Origin of the sequence: Streptomyces sp. CoH27, assembly GCF_020181035.1 — a bacterium.
Taxonomy (GTDB): domain Bacteria; phylum Actinomycetota; class Actinomycetes; order Streptomycetales; family Streptomycetaceae; genus Streptomyces; species Streptomyces camelliae.
In genome coordinates this window covers 125,277-140,176 of record NZ_JAIQYY010000011.1, presented here as the reverse complement: position 1 = coordinate 140,176, position 14,900 = coordinate 125,277, and the positions used below count along the sequence as shown (strand labels likewise).

General features: G+C 72.5%; 13 protein-coding genes. 11 read left to right on the top strand and 2 right to left on the bottom strand.

What is annotated here, in order from left to right:
* Positions 1-1,024: 1,024 nt before the first annotated feature.
* Entirely contained in the window at positions 1,025-2,074 is a 1,050-nt protein-coding gene (locus tag LE548_RS19985; RefSeq protein ID WP_225098255.1) for a hypothetical protein, read from the top strand.
* A complete protein-coding gene (gene mycP / locus LE548_RS19980) occupies positions 2,071-3,288 on the top strand; it encodes a type VII secretion-associated serine protease mycosin (protein WP_225098254.1) in 1,218 nt (405 codons plus the stop codon). The genes LE548_RS19985 and mycP overlap by 4 nt, the downstream gene beginning before the upstream one ends.
* Before the next feature lie 162 nt (positions 3,289-3,450).
* Here mycP and LE548_RS19975 read toward each other — a convergent pair whose 3' ends face one another.
* A complete protein-coding gene (locus tag LE548_RS19975) occupies positions 3,451-4,401 on the bottom strand; it encodes a class A beta-lactamase-related serine hydrolase (RefSeq protein ID WP_225098253.1) in 951 nt (316 codons plus the stop codon).
* Positions 4,402-4,541: 140 nt separating this feature from the next.
* Here LE548_RS19975 and LE548_RS19970 point away from each other — a divergent pair, with 140 nt between their 5' ends.
* Positions 4,542-5,270 (top strand): SseB family protein, encoded by a 729-nt coding sequence (locus LE548_RS19970; RefSeq protein ID WP_225098252.1) that lies wholly within the window; start codon positions 4,542-4,544, stop codon positions 5,268-5,270.
* Between the two features lie 4 nt (positions 5,271-5,274).
* Here the strand turns inward: LE548_RS19970 and LE548_RS19965 are convergent, their stop codons facing one another.
* Entirely contained in the window at positions 5,275-5,631 is a 357-nt protein-coding gene (locus LE548_RS19965) for a DUF1844 domain-containing protein (protein WP_225098251.1), read from the bottom strand.
* Positions 5,632-5,999: 368 nt separating this feature from the next.
* Between LE548_RS19965 and infC the strand changes: the two genes are divergently transcribed.
* The 8 genes from infC to LE548_RS19925 all read left to right on the top strand — a co-directional run bounded on the left by infC (position 6,000) and on the right by LE548_RS19925 (position 14,834).
* Positions 6,000-6,662, top strand: a complete 663-nt coding sequence (gene infC, locus LE548_RS19960; RefSeq protein ID WP_225098250.1) for a translation initiation factor IF-3 — start codon at positions 6,000-6,002, stop codon at positions 6,660-6,662.
* A gap of 112 nt (positions 6,663-6,774) precedes the next feature.
* Entirely contained in the window at positions 6,775-6,969 is a 195-nt protein-coding gene (gene rpmI, locus LE548_RS19955) for a 50S ribosomal protein L35 (RefSeq protein WP_004933563.1), read from the top strand.
* A 106-nt stretch (positions 6,970-7,075) separates the two neighbouring features.
* Entirely contained in the window at positions 7,076-7,459 is a 384-nt protein-coding gene (gene rplT / locus LE548_RS19950) for a 50S ribosomal protein L20 (RefSeq protein ID WP_006141703.1), read from the top strand.
* A 195-nt stretch (positions 7,460-7,654) separates the two neighbouring features.
* Positions 7,655-8,515 (top strand): RNA methyltransferase, encoded by an 861-nt coding sequence (locus LE548_RS19945; protein WP_225098249.1) that lies wholly within the window; start codon positions 7,655-7,657, stop codon positions 8,513-8,515.
* 50 nt (positions 8,516-8,565) lie between these two features.
* On the top strand, positions 8,566-9,708 hold the full coding sequence (locus LE548_RS19940; RefSeq protein WP_225098248.1) for an ATP-binding protein: 1,143 nt from the start codon (positions 8,566-8,568) through the stop codon (positions 9,706-9,708).
* Positions 9,709-9,848: 140 nt separating this feature from the next.
* Entirely contained in the window at positions 9,849-10,970 is a 1,122-nt protein-coding gene (gene pheS, locus LE548_RS19935) for a phenylalanine--tRNA ligase subunit alpha (protein ID WP_225098247.1), read from the top strand.
* Entirely contained in the window at positions 10,970-13,492 is a 2,523-nt protein-coding gene (gene pheT / locus LE548_RS19930) for a phenylalanine--tRNA ligase subunit beta (protein ID WP_225098246.1), read from the top strand. Before pheS ends, pheT begins: the two co-directional genes overlap by 1 nt.
* A gap of 286 nt (positions 13,493-13,778) precedes the next feature.
* Positions 13,779-14,834, top strand: coding sequence for a PP2C family protein-serine/threonine phosphatase (locus LE548_RS19925; RefSeq protein WP_225098245.1), 1,056 nt, complete (start codon positions 13,779-13,781; stop codon positions 14,832-14,834).
* Positions 14,835-14,900: the final 66 nt, after the last annotated feature.

The window sequence follows — 14,900 nt, the reverse complement described above, 5'->3', positions numbered from 1 at the left end:
GTCTTCTCCACCGTCTCCGTCCGCCGCACACGATGCGTCTTCTTCGCAGCGCTCGTCTACTTCGCAGCGCCCGTCTGCTGCGCAGGGTCCGGCTACTGGGCAGGGTTCGGCTACTGGGCAGGGCCCGGCTCCTTTGCAGGGGCAGTCGACTCCGCCGCGGTCATCGACTTCGCCGGGTCCGTCGGCTCCGGTGCACCCGTCGAGTCCGACCGCCCCGCGTCCGTCGCACGCGCCGGGGCCGTCGAGTCCCGAGAGTCCGGCTGCGCCGCCGCGCCCGATGTCTCCGCCGAGCGTGTCGGGGCCGTCGGGGCGGTCGGGGCTGCCTGGTCCGTCGCGTCCGCCTGTGCCGCCGCGCCCGTCGTCCTCGCCGGGTCCGTCGTCCCCGGCGAGTGCGTCTGCGCCGCCCTACCCGGCTGTGCCGCCAACCCCTACGCCGTCGTCCACCACAGCCCACCCGTCGAGTCCGGTACGCCCGCAGCCCCCGACACGCCCCTCCGCCGTGCCCGGCGGTTCCGTCGTCACCGCGCCCGGCCGCCTGGCCGACACTGCTCCGCGCCACCCCGCCGGCACCGCGCCCGCCGACTCCGCCGATGCCACCCCCGGCCGCCAGGCCCGCACCGCTCCGAGCCACCCCGCCGGCACCGCGCCCGATGGTTCCGTCGGCACTGCCCCCACGCACCTGGCGGACACCGATCTGTTCGATGACCCTGATGACGAGCCGTCCGTCTTCACCCCGCGTGCCGGCCGGCCGGCCGGTGGGGAGGGGGCGCGTGATGGCCGGGGTGGTGGGGCGAAGCCTGTCGTGCCTGAGGGGGTCGAGGCGGTGAGCCCGCCTCCGCCGCCTGCCTCGGCTCGGTTCCCCGACGCGCCGCCGCGTGCGGGGCGGACGGGGCGGCGCGACGGTTCCGGTCCGGGTGGTTCCGCCGCACGTCCCGCGGCGCGGCCCGGGCAGGAGTCACGGCGGCCGGGAGGCCCCGCGGAGACCCCCGCCGAGACGACCGCCCGGCTTCGTCCGGTACCTGCCGTGGAGACCACGGCCCGGCTCCGGCCGATTCCCGGGGCCCGCGAATCCCAGCGCCCCGGTGCCACTCCCGAGTCCGCCGGAGTCGGCGCCGAGTCGCGTACCGGTTCCGTACCCGCCTCCTCATCCGCCTCCTCGGCCCGCGCCTGGAGTCCGCTGGCACCCGCCCACCCCGTCGGCCCGACCCCGCCCGCACCCTCCGCCGGTCCGGACCCGGCGCTGTCCTGGAGCGCCGGCGCGGCCGCGCGGCCCGTCGTCTCGTTCGGGCAGCCCGAGACCTTCGCGGAGCCCGCCCGGCACCGGGTGGGCCCCCGCACCGCCGCCGCTGCCGCCTGCCTCGTGCTCGGCCTCGGCCTCATCGGCGGCGCCGTGACCGGGAGTTGGCTCACCGGCGACGGCGGGGACACCGCGGCCGTGGACCACTTCACCACCGCCGCCACGCTCTGGCACAGCGTGCCCGTCGACCAGCTGTTCCCGCCCACCGTCGCGGGCACCGGCGCCGGACCCGGCGGCGCCGACCGCACCTGGACGAGGATCGCCGTGGCCCCGGACAGCGGCTGCGCCCACGCCTTCGACCCGCTGCTGGAGAAGGTCCTCACCCCGCTCGGCTGTCAGCGGCTGTTGCGCGCCACCTACACCGACGCCACCCAGAGCTACGTCACCACCGTCGGCCTGCTGTTCACGAACGCCGACCCCGCCGCCATGTCCGCGCTCGCCGCCCGCTTCCGCACCGAGGGACTGGACCGCCGCACCGACCTGATGCCCCGGCCGTACGCCGCCGAGGGCACCCTCGCGGCCGGTTTCGGCGACAAGCAGCGCGCCTCCTGGACCGTCTCCGTCCTCACCGACGCCCCGGTCGTCGCCTACGCCGTCTCCGGCTGGGCCGACGGCCGCACCGTCGACGAGCCCCAGCCCGCCGCCGACGCCGCCAGCCCCAGCGCCACCACCGCACCCGCTCAGGCGGGCCTCGGCAACGAGGCCCAGGGCCTGGCCGACCGCGTCGCACGGCGCCTGCGCCAGCACATCGGCACGGCCACGGAGAAACCCTCATGACCGGATCGAGGCGATCGAGGCGATCGATAAGCGGCCACCGGCGCCCGGCTCCCGCCGGAGCCGCGGTGAGCCTGCTGCTCGCCGGCGCCCTCACCCTGCTGCCGTCCGCCGCCGCCCACGCCGACGGCATCCGCGCCCAGCAGTGGGGCCTCGACGCCCTGCACCTGGACGAGGCCTGGCAGACCACCAAGGGCCGGGGCGTCACCGTCGCCGTCCTGGACACCGGCGTCGAGGCCGGCCATCCCGACCTCGCCGGCAACGTCCTGCCCGGCCAGGACATGATCGGCTTCGGCGCCCGGCAGGGCGAGCGCACCTGGGCCCGGCACGGCACCGCCATGGCCGGCATCATCGCCGGGCACGGACACGGACCGGGCAACTCCGCCGGCGTCATGGGCGTCGCCCCCGAGGCGAAGATCCTGCCCGTCCGGGTGATCCTGGAGGACGGCGACCCCGCCCGCACCAAGGCCCGTACGATCCGGGGCAACGCCCTCGCCGACGGCATCCGCTGGGCCGCCGACCACGGCGCCGACGTCATCAACCTCTCCCTCGGCGACGACTCGAACTCCGCGCACCCCGAGCCGAGCGAGGACGAGGCCGTGCAGTACGCCCTGAAGAAGGGTGTGGTCGTCGTCGCCTCCGCGGGCAACGGCGGTGAGAAGGGCGACCACATCTCCTACCCGGCCGCCTACCCCGGCGTCATCGCCGCCACCGCCGTCGACCGCTACGGCACCCGCGCCTCCTTCTCCACCCGCCGCTGGTACGCCGCGGTCAGCGCGCCCGGCGTCGACGTGGTCATCGCCGACCCCGACCACAAGTACTACGAGGGCTGGGGCACGTCGGCCGCCTCCGCCTTCGTCTCCGGCGCGGCCGCCCTGATCAAGGCCGCCCACCCGGGTCTGACCCCGGCCCAGATCAAGAAGCTCCTGGAGGACACCGCCCGGGACGCACCGGTCGGCGGCCGGGACGACTCCCGCGGCTACGGCATGATCGACCCGGCGGCGGCACTGCAGGCGGCCGGCCGGATCCGCCCGGAGAGCCTGCGCGTGGCGTCGTACGGCAAGAAGTACTTCGGCACCGGCCCGGACGCCCCCAAGGCCACCTCCTCGACCGCCGACTGGGCGGGCCCCCTGGCCGGCGGCACCGGCGGGGTGCTGCTGGTGGCGGGCGTGGTGCTGTGGCGTGGGCGCAGGCAGCGCACGGACGCAGGCGCCTGAGGCGTCCGGGCCGCCGACCGGCGATGTACTCGATCTCCGGGTGGCGCGGCGAGGCGCCCCGCAGCAGATACCCGGTGTCCGGCCGGCCGCGCAGCTGGAGATCACCTTCCGTTCGGGCGTCAAGTGCCTTGAATCCCAGGGCACTTGACCCCGGAAGGAAGATCACTCGCCGGTGAACGCCGACACCGCCGCCTTCGCCGCCGCCTCCACCAGCGCGATGCCCTCCGCCTGGGTCCCGGTGCCCTTCGACAGCACCGCCACCAGATAGCCGGTGCCGTCCACCGTGACCCGCCCGATGCTGTTCACGACCCACAGGTTCGTCGTACTGCGCGCCAGCCAACCGTTCTTCAGCGCCCAGGAGCCGGCGTCACCGGCGGCCGACACCCCCCACTGCTGATCCGTCTCGACCGACCCCATCAGGCCCTGGACGTACGCCCGGGAGGCAGCACTCAGCTGCGTGTCATCGTCCCCGAACACCTGCTGGAGCAGCACCAGTTGGTCGGCGGCCGTGGTCTGGGTCAGCCCCCACAGCTCGCCGTCGCCGCCGGAGGTCGACGTCAGCCCGAAGCGCTTGTTGGCCGCGTCCAGGCCGACCGCGCGCCCGATCGTGTGCCACAGCTGCGTCGCGGAGGCGTTGTCGCTGTTCTCGATCGTCTTCGTGGCGTACGCCTGCTCCGTCGCCGTCAGTTGCCGGCCCGCGTCCTGCGCCTGGAGCAGCAGCGCGGCCAGGATGTCGACCTTGACGATGCTCGCCGTGTCGAAGGCCGCCTCGCCGTACCCGGCGCTCTCCCCGGAGCCCACCGCCAGCACGGCCGCCGACACCTCGGCGCCCGACGGCACGCTCACCGCCGCCATCGCCTCGCTCAGCAGCGCGTCCCGGTCCACCGCCGCCTTCGTCACGGTCGCCTCCTCGCTCGCCCCGGCCGAGGGGGAGGCCGCGGGCGTCGCCGCCGACGATACGGCCGCGGCCCCCGCGTGCGCCCGCGCCTTGACATAGACCGTGCCCCCGGCCGTCACCCCGGCGACGGCGACCACAGCCAGCACGGTGCGCAGCAGCGGACGCCGCCGGGACGGGCGCCTGCGACGGCCCCGGCGGGCTCCGGAGGACTCCATGCCGCGAAGCTCGGCGCGCGGACTGTGCGCCCCGTCGGACGCAGGTGAGACGAAGGTCAGCGATTCCTGAGATTCCCGTGCAGGCCCGGCGCTCGCCCCCAAGGCGGCCGGTGGGTCTCGCCCCGATAGGGTCGGTGACCGTGGCGAACAAGAACATTCCCGACCCCGGCTTCTCCGACGACGACGGCTCCGCCGACCCCCGGCTGAGCGCCGCGCTCGCCGCCTGGGCCGAGGACCACGGCGCGCTCGGCCCCGTCCTGGAGGCCCTGAAGGGCGCCCGCCTGCTCGTCCCGGTCGTCGCCGTGCTCGGCGAGGTCGAGGAGGACGAGAACGGCTTGCGCCGCGAGAAGACCAGCGACATGGCCGTACCCACCCTGAAGGCCGGCGAGCGCACCGCGCTGCCCGCCTTCACCTCCACCGACTCGCTCGCCCGCTGGGACCCCGCGGCCCGCCCCGTCGCCGTACCCCTGCACCAGGCGCTGCAGGCCGCCGCGCACGAGAAGACCGACACGCTCGTGCTGGACCTCGCCGGACCGGTGCCCTTCGAGCTGACCGGACCCGCACTGCTCGCCCTCGCCGAGGGCCGCACCAGCACGGACCCGCTGGCCGACCCGGCCGTGCGGGAAGCGGTACGTACGGCCGTGGCGGCGGAGCCCGCCGTGCTGCGCGCCCACCTCGGCCCCGGACAGGCCGACGGCACCCTCGCCCTCGTCCTCGACCCGGCCGCCGCGCCCGCCCAGGCCGCCCGCGCGGTCGCCGAACGCCTCGCCGCCGACGAAACACTGAGGGCCCGCCTGGTGCGCGGCCTCGACCTGGCACTGCTGCCGGCCGGGACCACGCCTCCGGGCGAGCCCTTGTACGTACGGTGATCGACTAGCCGTAGATGGGGCCCGTGTACTTCTCGCCCGGTCCCTGGCCCGGCTCGTCCGGGACGATCGACGCCTCGCGGAAGGCCAGCTGGAGCGACTTCAGGCCGTCGCGCAGCGGGGCCGCGTGGAAGGAGCTGATCTCGGTCGCGCTCGCGTCCAGCAGACCGGCGAGACCGGTGATCAGCTTGCGGGCCTCGTCCAGGTCCTTGTACTTCTCGCCCTCCTCGCTCAGCCCCAGCTTCACGGCGGCGGCGCTCATCAGGTTGACGGCGACCGTCACGATCACCTCGACGGCGGGAACCTCGGCGATATCGCGGGTCATCGCGTCGAAGTCGGGATTCTCAGGAGGGGTCTCACTCATGCCCCACACGATAAGCGGTCGCTGATGACGGGGATCACGGGTTCCCGATTAGGCCCTGTCAAGCGATCCTGCTAACCTGGTGGACGACCGGCTGGACATGCCCTGCCAACACCAGAGCGTCCGGCCCACAAGTGGAGGCTCCGATCTCCCACCTGACCGTCCTCCGGGACGGCGGGTCACCCCGGTCAGGCGGCCGCCATCGTTCCGTACGGACGATGGAGAGCCGCCCGAAGTGCGCCCCGCGGCATCGCGGCGGTGCTCCGGTAGTGCGTTTGGAGCCCCGCCTGTGATCGTCCGGGGCATTTTTGTTGCTTCGGCGCGGTTAGGTCTTACGAAAAGAGACATACGCGGCTGTCCGCCAGACAACCGTGTGGTGCTACCGAGGAGGATCCATCAGCGCCGAGCCCCGCATCAACGACCGGATTCGCGTTCCCGAGGTGCGACTTGTCGGTCCCAGTGGCGAGCAGGTGGGCATCGTCCCGCTGGCGAAGGCACTGGAGCTTGCGCAGGAGTACGACCTGGACCTGGTCGAGGTCGCGGCGAACGCCCGTCCGCCCGTGTGCAAGCTCATGGACTACGGGAAGTTCAAGTACGAGTCGGCCATGAAGGCCCGTGAGGCGCGCAAGAACCAGGCGCACACGGTCATCAAGGAGATGAAGCTCCGGCCGAAGATCGACCCGCACGACTATGACACCAAGAAGGGTCACGTCGTCCGGTTCCTCAAGCAGGGCGACAAGGTCAAGATCACGATCATGTTCCGTGGTCGCGAGCAGTCCCGGCCCGAGCTGGGCTACCGACTGCTGCAGCGGCTCGCGGAGGACGTCCAGGACCTCGGTTTCGTCGAGTCGAACCCGAAGCAGGACGGCCGCAACATGATCATGGTCCTCGGTCCGCACAAGAAGAAGACCGAGGCCATGGCCGAGGCCCGTCAGGCGCAGGAAGCCCGCAAGGCGGAGGCGAAGGCCCACCCCGGTCGTTCGCAGAACCCTGCCGAGGCTGAGGCGTCCGCCGAGGAGCCCGCCGAGGCGTGATCCCGGGGGACACCATGTCCCCGAGGATGTAACCGAAAGTAGAGCGACGCTCCACCGTGCCCGGTTTCACGACCGGGCACCGGAGCGCCACCGACGAGGAGATAACGGCGCTATGCCGAAGAACAAGTCGCACAGCGGTGCCAGCAAGCGCTTCAAGGTCACCGGCTCCGGCAAGGTGCTCCGCGAGCGCGCCGGCAAGCGCCACCTGCTTGAGCACAAGTCGTCCCGCGTCACGCGTCGCCTCACCGGCAACGCCGAGATGGCCCCGGGCGACGCCGCGAAGATCAAGAAGCTTCTCGGCAAGTGACGTACCCGGCGCTCGCCAACCCCTGAGCGCCGTACGCCAACACCGGGACCCAGCCGTTTCCGGGTCGTGTGAGTACCACCACGGCCCCGCTACAAGGAGTTAACAAGTGGCACGCGTCAAGCGGGCAGTCAACGCCCACAAGAAGCGCCGGGCGATCCTCGAACAGGCCTCCGGCTACCGCGGTCAGCGGTCGCGTCTGTACCGCAAGGCCAAGGAGCAGGTCACCCACTCGCTGGTCTACAACTACAACGACCGCAAGAAGCGCAAGGGCGACTTCCGTCAGCTGTGGATCCAGCGCATCAACGCCGCTGCCCGCGCCAACGGCATCACCTACAACCGCTTCATCCAGGGTCTGAAGGCCGCGAACGTCGAGGTCGACCGCAAGATCCTGGCCGAGCTGGCCGTCAACGACGCGAACGCCTTCGCGGCGCTCGTCGAGGTCGCGCAGAAGGCGCTGCCGAGCGACGTCAACGCGCCCAAGGCCGCGTGACGCTGCGCCGGCTTTAGCCGACGTTCACTGAAGGACCCGCAGGCTGTATGGCTTGCGGGTCCTGTTGTTGGGGCGTGCAGCGCGAATCGTTCGGCTGCGGGTGCGTCGTGGTTGATCGCGCCCACGCGGCGGAGCCGCATATCGACACGGCCCGCGCCCCTTCGGGGTGCGCCACAAGTTTCCGAAGGTACAAGGATGCCCCCCGTCTCTCCTGAGCTCATCTCTCCCCGGTCCGCCCGGGTAAGTGCCGCCCGACGGCTGGCCAAGCGGAACTTCCGGGGTAAGGACCGGCTGTTTCTCGCGGAGGGGCCGCAGGCCGTCCGGGAGGCGGCCGGGCATCGGGTGGACGGCACCCCCACCCTCGTCGAGCTGTTCGCCACCGTCGAGGCCGCGGAGCGGTACGCCGACATCGTCGGGGCCGCCCGGAGCGCCGGTGCCCGGGTGCATCTGGCCGCCGAGGACGTCATCGCCGACATCTCCACCACCGTGACCCCGCAGGGGCTGGTCGGGGTGTGCCGGTTCCTGGACACCTCCTTCGAGGACATCCTCGCCGCCCGGCCGAAACTGGTCGCCGTGCTCGCCCATGTGCGGGATCCCGGGAACGCCGGGACCGTGCTGCGGTGCGCCGACGCCGCCGGCGCCGAGGCGGTCGTCCTCACCGACGCCTCCGTCGACCTGTACAACCCCAAGGCCGTACGCGCCTCCGTCGGCTCCCACTTCCATCTGCCCGTCGCCGTCGGCGTGCCCGTCGAGCGGGCCGTGCAGGGGCTGAAGGACGCAGGGGTGCGCATCCTCGCCGCCGACGGGGCCGGCGACCGTGACCTCGACGAGGAGCTGGACAAGGGGAGCATGGGCGGACCCACCGCCTGGGTGTTCGGGAACGAGGCCTGGGGCCTGCCCGAGGAGACCCGCGCCCTCGCCGACGCCGTCGTACGCGTCCCCATCCACGGAAAGGCCGAGAGTCTGAACCTGGCCACCGCCGCTGCCGTATGTCTCTACGCGTCGGCCCGTGCACAGCGCGCCTCCGGAGGGTGCCGCTCCGTCACCGAGAGCTAGTAGGGTGACGACCTCGGGGCCCTGCGCCGTCGGAGAGGTGGGGTACGGGGATGAGTGTGGGCGGCACAAGGACCGCGCCGGGGGGACCGGAGGGGCGGGACGCGCGGCGCACCCCCACGCCCCGGCACGGCGACTGTGCGGGCCTCGATCCCGACGAGCTGCCCGACGGCCTCGTCATCGCCGATGAGCACGGGCGGGTCGTCCGCTTCAACGCCGCCGCCGGCCGTATCACCGCCGTACCCCCTGCCGACGCCCTCGGGCAGCCGCTGGAGAAGGCGCTGCCCTTGGAGGATCTGGAGGGGCGCCGGTGGTGGCAGCTCACCGATCCCTACGGCGGGCTCGCCATCCGGGTGCGGCAGCCCGAGCGGAATCTGCTGCTGCCCGGCGGGCGGGAGGTGCTCGTCTCCGCCCGGTACGTTCGCGCCGAACCTCTCGGGCCCGTCCAGCGTGTCGTCGTGTCCCTGCGCGACACCGAGGCCCGCCGCCGCACCGAGCGCAGCCACGCTGAGCTGATCGCCACCGTCGCCCACGAGCTGCGCTCCCCGCTGACCTCCGTGAAGGGCTTCACGGCCACGCTGCTCGCCAAGTGGGAGCGCTTCACCGACGACCAGAAACGGCTGATGCTGGAGACCGTCGACGCCGACGCCGACCGGGTCACCCGGCTCATCGCCGAGCTGCTCGACATCTCCCGGATCGACAGCGGACGCCTGGAGGTGCGCCGCCAGCCCGTCGACATCGGGGCCGCCGTCTCCCGGCACATCCAGGCCTACGTCGCCGCGGGCCAGCCCGCCGACCGCTTCCTGCTGCGCATCGAACAGCCACTGCCCGCCCTGTGGGCCGACCCCGACAAGGTCGACCAGGTGCTGAGCAACCTCATCGAAAATGCCGTGCGGCACGGCGAGGGAACCGTCACCATTGACGTCACGCCCTGCGCATCCCCGCGCGACGGCGAGGACACCGGCACATCGGTCACGGTGAGCGACGAGGGTCCCGGCATCCCGGAGGAATCCATGAACCGCGTCTTCACCCGCTTCTGGCGGGGCAGCAAGCGCGGTGGCACGGGCCTCGGGCTGTACATCGTCAAGGGCATCGTCGAAGCCCACGGCGGCACCATCACGGTCGGCCGCGCCCCCGTCGGCGGCGCCGAGTTCCGATTTACGTTGCCCGTGGCGGCCCCGGCGTATCTCGCTTGACGAGAGCCGGAGCGGCCCACGGGCTCTTCGTACACCTCCACCCCGTTAGACTCGGCCTTTGGCACCTTTGTGTCCTTCACGCGGCCCTCGCGAGTCGGTGACGGGGACCATCCGCCAGCCAATCGGAAGCACGGGAAGAGATGTCGGCACCCAATAAGTCGTACGACCCTGTCGAGGTCGAGACGTTGAAACCGGAAGAGATCGAGCGCATGCGGGACGAGGCGCTCGCCGCCTTCGCCGCCGCGGACTCCCTCGACGCGCTCCACGAGGCCAAGGTCGCCCACACCGGCCCGGCCTCCCCGCTGGCCCTCGCCAACCGCGAGATCGGCGCCCTGCCCCCGCACGCCAAGGCCGAGGCCGGCAAGCGCGTCGGCATGGCCCGCGGCGCCGTCAACAAGGCCCTCGCCGGTCGCCAGACCGAGCTGGAGGCCGAGCGCGACGCCCGCGTCCTGGTCGAGGAGTCGGTCGACGTCACGCTGCCGTACGACCGCGTCCCGGCCGGCGCCCGGCACCCGCTGACCACGCTCTCGGAGCGCATCGAGGACATCTTCGTGGCCATGGGCTACGAGGTCGCCGAGGGCCCGCAGGTCGAGGCCGAGTGGTTCAACTTCGACGCCCTGAACATCGGCCCGGACCACCCGGCCCGCGGCGAGCAGGACACCTTCTTCGTGCAGGGCCCCGACGGCGGTACGGAGTCCGGTGTCGTGCTGCGCACCCACACCTCGCCGGTCCAGATCCGCTCGCTGCTCGACCGCGAGCTGCCGGTCTACGTGATCTGCCCCGGCCGCGTGTACCGCACCGACGAGCTGGACGCCACGCACACGCCCGTCTTCCACCAGGTCGAGCTGCTCGCCGTGGACGAGGGCCTGACCATGGCGGACCTCAAGGGCACCCTGGACCACATGGTCCAGTCGCTGTTCGGCGAGGGCATGAAGACCCGGCTGCGGCCGAACTTCTTCCCCTTCACCGAGCCGAGCGCCGAGATGGACATGCTCTGCTACGTCTGCAAGGGCGAGTCCGTCGGCAACCCCGACCGGCCCTGCCGCACCTGCTCCAGCGAGGGCTGGATCGAGCTCGGCGGCTGCGGCATGGTCAACCCGCGGGTGCTCACCGCCTGCGGCGTCGACCCGGAGAAGTACAGCGGCTTCGCCTTCGGGTTCGGCATCGAGCGGATGCTGATGTTCCGCCACAACGTCGAAGACATGCGAGACATGGTCGAGGGTGACGTCCGGTTCACCCGGCCGTTCGGGATGGAGATCTGATGCGGGTCCCGCTTTCTTGGCTGCGGGAGTACGTCGACCTGCCGGCGACGGAAACCGGCCGCGACGTCCAGGAGAAGCTCGTCTCGGCCGGCCTGGAGGTCGAGACCGTCGAGCAGCTCGGCGCCGACCTCAAGGGCCCGCTGGTCGTCGGCCAGGTGCTGACCATCGAGGAGCTGGAGGGCTTCAAGAAGCCGATCCGCTTCTGCACCGTCGACGTCGGCCAGGCCAACGGCACCGGCGAGCCCCAGGAGATCGTCTGCGGCGCCCGCAACTTCCAGGTCGGTGACAAGGTCGTCGTGGTCCTCCCCGGCGCCACCCTCCCCGGCGGCTTCTCCATCGCCGCCCGCCAGACCTACGGCAAGACGTCCCACGGCATGATCTGCTCCACCGACGAGCTGGGCATGGGCGACGACGGCACCCACGGCATCATCGTGCTGCCGCCGGAGACCGAGGTCGGCAAGGACGCCATCGAGCTGCTGGAGCTGGTCGACGAGGTCCTGGACATCGCCGTCACCGCCAACCGCGGCGACTGCCTGTCCATCCGCGGCGTCGCCCGCGAGGCCGCCATCGCCTACGGCCTGCCGCTGCGCGACCCGGCCCTGATCGACGTACCGGCGCCGAACGCCTACGGCTACCCGGTCCAGGTCACCGACCCGTTCGGCTGCGACCGCTTCACCGCGCGCACGGTCACCGGCCTGCGCCCCGAGGCCCGCTCCCCGATCTGGCTCCAGCGCCGGCTGCAGAAGGTCGGCATGCGCCCGATCTCCCTCGCCGTCGACGTCACGAACTACGTGATGATGGAGCTGGGCCAGCCGCTGCACGCCTACGACCGGTCCCTGGTCCAGGGCACCATCGGCGTGCGCCGCGCCCAGGAGGGCGAGAAGCTCGTCACGCTCGACGGTGTCGAGCGGAAGCTGCACGCCGAGGACCTTGTCATCACCGACGACCGCGGCCCCATCGGCCTCGCGGGCGTCATGGGCGGTGCCAACACCGAGATCGCCGACCACGAGGTCACCGAGAACGGCGTGAACGGCACCACCGACGTGGTCATCGAGGCGGCGCACTTCGACGCCGTCGCGATCGCCCGCACGTCCCGCCGGCAGAAGCTGCTGTCCGAGGCGTCCCGCCGCTTCGAGCGCGGCGTCGACCCGCAGGCCGCCGCGGCCGCCGCACAGCGCACGGTGGACCTGCTGGTCCTCCTTGCCGGCGGTACGGCGGAGGCCGGCGTCACCGAGATCATCGCGCCCTCGGCCCCGCACACCATCAGCATCCCGGCGAACCACCCGGACAAGGTCGCGGGCGTCGACTACGGCCGCGAGACCGTCGTACGCCGTCTCCAGCAGGTCGGCTGCGACGTCTACGGGCAGGACGAGCTGATCGTCACCGTCCCGTCCTGGCGGCCCGACCTGGTCGACCCGAACGACCTCGCCGAGGAGGTCATCCGCCTGGAGGGCTACGAGAACCTGCCCTCCACGCTGCCCAAGCTCCCCTCGGGCCGCGGCCTGACCCACCGCCAGCGCCTGCACCGCCGGGTCGGCCGGGTACTGGCCGGCGCGGGTTACGTCGAGGCACCGAACTACCCGTTCGTCGGCGAGCAGGTCTTCGACCAGCTCGGCCTGGCGGCCGACGACCCGGCCCGCCGCGTCGTCAAGCTCGTCAACCCGCTGAGCGACGAGGAGCCCGCGCTCCGTACGACGCTGCTGCCGGGCCTGCTCGGCGCGCTGCGGCGCAACGCCGGCCGGGGCAGCCACGACCTGGCGCTGTTCGAGACGGGTCTGGTCTTCCACCCGCGCGAGGAGCAGGGTGTCGCCACGCACCTGCCCGTCGACCGGCGTCCGACCGACGAGGAGATCGCCGCCCTCAACGCGGTGCTGCCCGAGCAGCCGCGGCACGTGGCCGCGGTGCTGAGCGGGGCCCGCGAGCAGGCCGGCTGGTGGGGCAAGGGCCGTCCGGCGGACTGGGCCGACGCGGTGGAGGCGGCGCGTGCCGTCGCCCGTGAGGCCGGTGCCGAGCTGGTCGTGCGCAAGGGCCAGTACGGCCCGTGGCACCCCGGCCGCTGTGCCGAGCTGCTCATCGTCGCCGACGGTGCGGAGCGGGTCGTGGGCCACGCGGGCGAGCTGCACCCGCGCGTGCTGAAGGCCCTGGGGCTGCCGGAGCGCACCTGCGCGATGGAACTCGACCTGGACGCGCTGGAGGCCGTCGGCGACGGTGTCCCGCAGGCGCCGGGCATCTCCACGTTCCCGGTCGCCACGCAGGATGTCGCCCTCGTGGTCGACCTGCCCGTCCCGGCCGCGGAGGTCGAGGCGGCGCTGCGGGAGGGTGCGGGTGAGCTGCTTGAGTCCATCCGGCTGTTCGACGTGTATGAGAACGCGGAGCAGTTGGGCGAAGGCCGGAAGTCGCTGGCGTATGCGCTCCGCTTCCGGGCCGGGGACCGTACGTTGACCGTGGATGAGGCGTCTGCTGCCCGGGATGCCGCGGTTGCCCTCGCGGGCGAGCGCACGGGTGCGGTTCTGCGGGGCTAGTTCGCCTACGGGGCGGGGAGCTGTGCTTGTTCGGCGGCTGCGGGTTCGTCGTGGTCGCTCGCGCCCACGCGGCGGAGCCGCACATCGAGCACAGCCCCACGCCCCTTTGGGGGCGCTGTACCCCTCTGCCAGCTGCATAAATGCGAGTCGGCCAGGGTCGGCTCACTCATTTGAGTGGGAATCGGAGCCGATCTGGTCCTCCCGGACCGTGCCCTCGACAGAATCGGACCGGCCTTTCGGGGTCGGTCCGTCTGCTCGGTCAGGGACTCCATGGGGGACCAGAGGCATGATCCGTATCAAGGCACGGGCACCCACCGCGCGGGGCGCCGTACTGCCCATGGTCTGGGGCGGCGTCGCGGTCGGGTACAAGTTCGGCTGTCCGCTGGCCCAGCAGGCCGGGCTCGGGGCGCGCATCGTCACCAGCGCCGTCTTCTTCGCCGTCGGCACCGGGCTCATATTCCATGTCCGGCGCGCCCTGCTGCATGAGCTGCGGCAGGCCCGCCGGGTGGCGCGGGCCGCGCAGAGCGTCGTACTGCGTCCGCTGCCGCCGCGTCTCGACGGGCTGCACGTCGCCGCCGCCCAGCTGTCCGCGGACCGGGGCGCCTGCGTCGGCGGGGACCTGTACGAGGCGATCGCCACCGAGCACGGGGTGCGCGTGGTCATGGGCGACGTACGAGGGCACGGTCTGTCCGCCCTCGGCACCGTCGCCGCCGTCCTCGGCAGCTTCCGTGAGGCGGCTCACGACGAGCCCGAACTCGGCCGTGTGCTCCGCCGGCTGGACCGCGCCCTCGCCCGCCATCTGAGCGAGCGGGCCCGCACCGAACATCCGGTCGCGGAGGAGTTCGTCACCGTCCTGCTCCTGGAGATCGGCCCCGACGGCGAGCTGCACGCCTTCAACTGCGGTCATCCCTGGCCGTACCGGATCAGCGGCACGCGTGTGGAGCCGCTCAGCCGCGTCGACCCGCTCCCGCCGCTGGGCCCCTTCCCCTTGCCCACGGAACTGGAAGCCCACGCCTGTGGCCGGCTCTTCCCCGGCGACTCCCTCGTCCTTTTCACGGACGGCGCCGAGGAGGCCAGGGACGCCAAGGGCCGCTTCTTCTCCCTGCCGACGGCGCTCAGGGAGGCCGTGGGCGATCAGTCGGTCTCGCCGCAGTCGCTCCTGCGCGCCCTGTTCTCGGCTCTCCTGCACCACACGGCGGGCAGTCCGACGGACGACGTGGCACTGCTCGTCCTGCGGAACGAACGAGCGAGGGGCAAGCTGCTCACCCCGGCCAAGCCGCCGCTTTTCGAGGGGGAGCCGGAAGCTTGGCCGGGACCCCAGTCAACCGGCAGAACACGCTGAGCAACACCGCGTGCACAGTGCGGATGCAGGTGTTCCGTTCACACCCCGTGTGAAGGCGGAGCCACT

Excerpts from the sequence above, each read along its gene's own strand:
- pheS (WP_225098247.1), top strand. The coding sequence starts at position 9,849 with ATGTCGGCACCCAATAAGTCGTACGACCCTGTCGAGGTCGAGACGTTG.
- LE548_RS19940 (WP_225098248.1), top strand. The coding sequence starts at position 8,566 with ATGAGTGTGGGCGGCACAAGGACCGCGCCGGGGGGACCGGAGGGGCGG.
- mycP (WP_225098254.1), top strand. The coding sequence starts at position 2,071 with ATGACCGGATCGAGGCGATCGAGGCGATCGATAAGCGGCCACCGGCGC.
- LE548_RS19925 (WP_225098245.1), top strand. The coding sequence starts at position 13,779 with ATGATCCGTATCAAGGCACGGGCACCCACCGCGCGGGGCGCCGTACTG.
- rpmI (WP_004933563.1), top strand. The coding sequence starts at position 6,775 with ATGCCGAAGAACAAGTCGCACAGCGGTGCCAGCAAGCGCTTCAAGGTC.
- LE548_RS19945 (WP_225098249.1), top strand. The coding sequence starts at position 7,655 with ATGCCCCCCGTCTCTCCTGAGCTCATCTCTCCCCGGTCCGCCCGGGTA.
- pheT (WP_225098246.1), top strand. The coding sequence starts at position 10,970 with ATGCGGGTCCCGCTTTCTTGGCTGCGGGAGTACGTCGACCTGCCGGCG.
- LE548_RS19975 (WP_225098253.1), bottom strand. The coding sequence starts at position 4,401 with ATGGAGTCCTCCGGAGCCCGCCGGGGCCGTCGCAGGCGCCCGTCCCGG.
- LE548_RS19965 (WP_225098251.1), bottom strand. The coding sequence starts at position 5,631 with ATGAGTGAGACCCCTCCTGAGAATCCCGACTTCGACGCGATGACCCGC.